At 61.8% G+C, this 2620-nt stretch carries 3 protein-coding genes; 2 read left to right on the top strand and 1 reads right to left on the bottom strand.

Translation table 11 applies throughout. The annotated features are described in order from the left end of the window. A partial coding sequence (locus ABYA88_RS16050) for a hypothetical protein (protein WP_373188389.1) occupies positions 1-763 on the top strand: 763 nt, incomplete at its 5' end. A 22-nt stretch (positions 764-785) separates the two neighbouring features. Here ABYA88_RS16050 and ABYA88_RS16045 read toward each other — a convergent pair. After that, on the bottom strand, positions 786-1757 hold the full coding sequence (locus ABYA88_RS16045) for an AraC family transcriptional regulator (RefSeq protein WP_373188388.1): 972 nt from the start codon (positions 1755-1757) through the stop codon (positions 786-788). A 101-nt stretch (positions 1758-1858) separates the two neighbouring features. On the opposite strand from ABYA88_RS16045, the gene ABYA88_RS16040 reads away from it, so the two are divergent. Next, positions 1859-2620 (top strand): flavin-containing monooxygenase (locus ABYA88_RS16040; protein WP_373188387.1); only part of this gene is annotated, 762 nt, incomplete at its 3' end.

Below are 2620 nucleotides of genomic sequence, written 5' to 3'. Positions count from 1 at the left end.
GTTGACGATGCTTATGCAGCACATGCCCGATGTGCCGATCAAATATTCGCTGGCCAATCGCCTGCGCCAGCAGCAACGCATGAAGAGCGGCGACCAATTCTGCTCGATTCCGATGTTGCGCCGCGCCGACAGTGACCAGCTAGGCTACTTCATCCCGTTCATGGCCAGCACGCCGATCCAGGCCGTGGTGCGCCGCGAGGATCTGGCACGCTTGCCACTGGTAAACGGCCACCTGTCGCTGGACCGGCTCCTGCAGGAAACCGACTTGCAGGTCGGCATTTCCACTCACCGGACCTATCCGCCGGGTATCGCCAGCTGGCTTGAGGAGGCAGTGAAGTTGGGCAGGGCAGAATCGGCCAGCGGCACACAAAGTGGCGAAAACCTGCTGCTGATGGTCAGTCATCACAGGCTGGACCTGACCTTCGAATTCCCGATTATCATCCAGAGCATTGATGAGCAGCGAAGCCTGCACGAGCCGCTGGTGAGCGTGCCTTTGCTGGAACATCAGGACCTGGTGGAAACAGGCATCTATTGCACGCGGGATGCCTGGGGCAAGGCGATGGCTCTGCGCCTGGACGGCGCAGTAAGAGCCATCGCGGCCAAACCCGATGGCTTTCTTGAGTTCTACCGCCAGCGAGTGCCTGCGGAAACCTACCAGATATTTGCCGCCAGGCTGCGTGATTACTATCTGCACAGATCCTTGCTTACGCAGGATTTCGGGCCGCTGCCGGCAACCGGGACGTTACTAAGCAGCCATCCTTGAGTCCGCTACGCCAACCAGACCATCAACCTCTTTCGCGGTAACGCGCCGGCGTCACCCCCTGCCAGCGTCTGAATGCCCGCACGAAGGCGCCCTCGTCGGAAAAACCCAGACCCTCGGCAATCTCCGCAACGCGCTGATCACCCTGAAGCGCCCGACAGGCCACCTGTTGCAATACACTTTCGCGCAGGCTTTTGAATGACAGTCCTTCCTCACCGAGGCGACGGTTGAGATGGCGCCCGCTCAGGTCCAGCTCCGCTGCCACCCGCTCCTTGCCCCAGCGCGGATGCAGACGCACCAGCCGCTGTACGTCTGCGGTCAGGCTGTGCTGGCCGAGCGCTTCAAGCGTCTGGTCGGCCAGTTGGCGCAAATGCTCGCGCAACGCACCGTTGGCCTGGATCAACGGCAGCTGTAGCTGGTCCGCGGCGAAGCCCAGACTGTTATGTGCTGCGCCAAACTGCAGCGGGCAATCGATCAGCTGCGCGTATTCATCCGGCGCAGTGAGCGGCGCGTGACTGAGCCAGATGCCGGCAGGGCGGAAGCGCCCTCCAGTGGACCAGCGGGTCAGGTTGAGCTGGGTGGCCAGTACGGCCTCGACGCGCTCGGCCCGGCGCACCGAGTAATCCGGCTGGTAATCGATAAACACCAGCTCCCCGGCGTGGCGAATACTGAATTCTCCGCCATCGCCGATCACTGGTGCGTATTCAATCAGCTCTTCCAGGGCCTCGCCGAGGGTGTCGGAGGTGACCAGCAGCATACCGGCGCTATCGAGATGGCCGATCTGCATCTCCAGGCCCAGGCGCAATCCGGCCAGTGGATCACAGGTAGCGGCACAGAAGGCTTCCCACAGTGCGTCCTGCGTGGCCAGGGGCACACGCTGCGCCGGTCGCAGTTCAGCCAGCAAGTGCCCGGGCAGGGCCAGGCCGAGCCGCTGCGCTGCCTGCACTATCGCCTGGCTGTAAAGCGGCGTCACGCTGTGTTCGGAAGTCTCGCCCATGGCCTGAATTGCCGGTCCTATGTCCTGTTTGGTGCGATACGCCCCCCGGCGCATCCACTAGACTGGCAAGCATAACAACAAAGACTCCCGAGGTAGCACCCATGTATGCAGTGATTGGAGCAGGTCCGATGGGCCTGGCCGCAGCCCGCAATCTTCAGAAGCTCGACATCCCCTTCACCGGTTTCGACCTGCACAGCGACGTGGGCGGGTTGTGGGATATCGATAATCCGCACAGCACCATGTACGAGACCGCGCACCTGATCTCGTCCAAGCGCATGACGGAGTTCAAGGAATTCCCGATGGCGGATGACGTTGCGTCATATCCGCATCACAGCGCGCTGAAAACCTACTTCCAGGATTTTGCCGAGCACTTCGGCTTGCGCCAGCATTATGAGTTCAACACCCGCGTGCTGACCGTCGAGCCCGTGGGTGAGCAATGGAGGATCATCACCGAGCGCGACGGACAACAGCAGACGCGGATGTTCGATGGTGTACTGATCGCCAACGGCACCCTGCACAAGCCCAACATGCCCCCGCTGCCTGGTGAGTTCGACGGCGAGCTGATGCACTCCTGCGATTACCGCACGCCCGATGTATTCAAGGGCAAGCGGGTGCTGATTGTCGGCTGCGGCAACTCCGGCGCGGATATCGCCGTGGACGCCGTGCACCATGCAAAGTCAGTGGATATCAGCCTGCGCCGCGGCTATTACTTCCTGCCCAAATTCGTCAAAGGCCGACCCATCGACACCCTGGGCGGCAAGGTCAAGCTGCCGCGCCCGCTCAAGCAACGTATCGACGGCGCGATGATCCGCATGATCATCGGCAAGCCCTCCGATTATGGTCTGCCCGACCCTGATTACCGC

The sequence above is a fragment of the Halopseudomonas sp. genome, from assembly GCF_041579695.1.
Taxonomy (GTDB): Bacteria; Pseudomonadota; Gammaproteobacteria; order Pseudomonadales; family Pseudomonadaceae; genus Halopseudomonas.
Note: the sequence above shows the minus strand (reverse complement) of the source record. Positions and strands in the feature narration are given on the sequence as shown.

Coding starts and splice junctions, on each gene's coding strand:
- ABYA88_RS16045 (WP_373188388.1), bottom strand. CDS start 1,757: ATGGGCGAGACTTCCGAACACAGCGTGACGCCGCTTTACAGCCAGGCG.